The organism is Streptococcus pseudopneumoniae, assembly GCF_001072315.1.
In the GTDB taxonomy this organism is placed as follows: Bacteria; Bacillota; Bacilli; order Lactobacillales; family Streptococcaceae; genus Streptococcus; species Streptococcus pseudopneumoniae_R.
In genome coordinates, this window is sequence record NZ_JVLI01000191.1 from 1 (window position 1) to 468 (window position 468).

The window sequence follows — 468 nt, forward strand, 5'->3', positions numbered from 1 at the left end:
CCACGCTCAAGACCACGTTCCAATCCCTGTTCAAGACCTTCCGCTCTAGCTGTTTCCAAAGCATAGTCCTGTGCTAACAAGGCTTGTTCTTCGCGCATACGTAATTGACTAAACATTTTCCTGTCCTCCTCGGACCAGCTCTTGTAGTCCAGCAGTTGATCTGCTTGGCTGATGGCTCGCTCGGGTTGTTGGGTAAAGGGCTTGTTCCCAAAAAACTCCAACCACGGTTTGCGAACCTTGTCTTTGCTGGTTTCTCTGTATTTTTTTAGTTCCAAGAATGCCATCTTAACCAGATGGTGTTCTTGACCGTTATTTGTGATTGTCTTAATCTTTCAATAACGACTCAAACTCAGCTACTGTCATACCTAATTGCTGACTTGCAAATTCAGAAGTTAAGACATTTTGGCGAACCATGTCTAAGAAGGCAAAAAGTTTCCCTTCTTCCCTTCCTTCAACTTTCCCACGCTC

At 44.7% G+C, this 468-nt stretch carries 1 pseudogene; it reads right to left on the reverse strand.

Annotated features, from left to right (window positions below):
- Positions 1 to 332 (reverse strand): annotated as a pseudogene (locus ADH54_RS11615) (hypothetical protein); the annotation flags it as partial.
- Between the last annotated feature and the right edge of the window lie 136 nt (positions 333 to 468).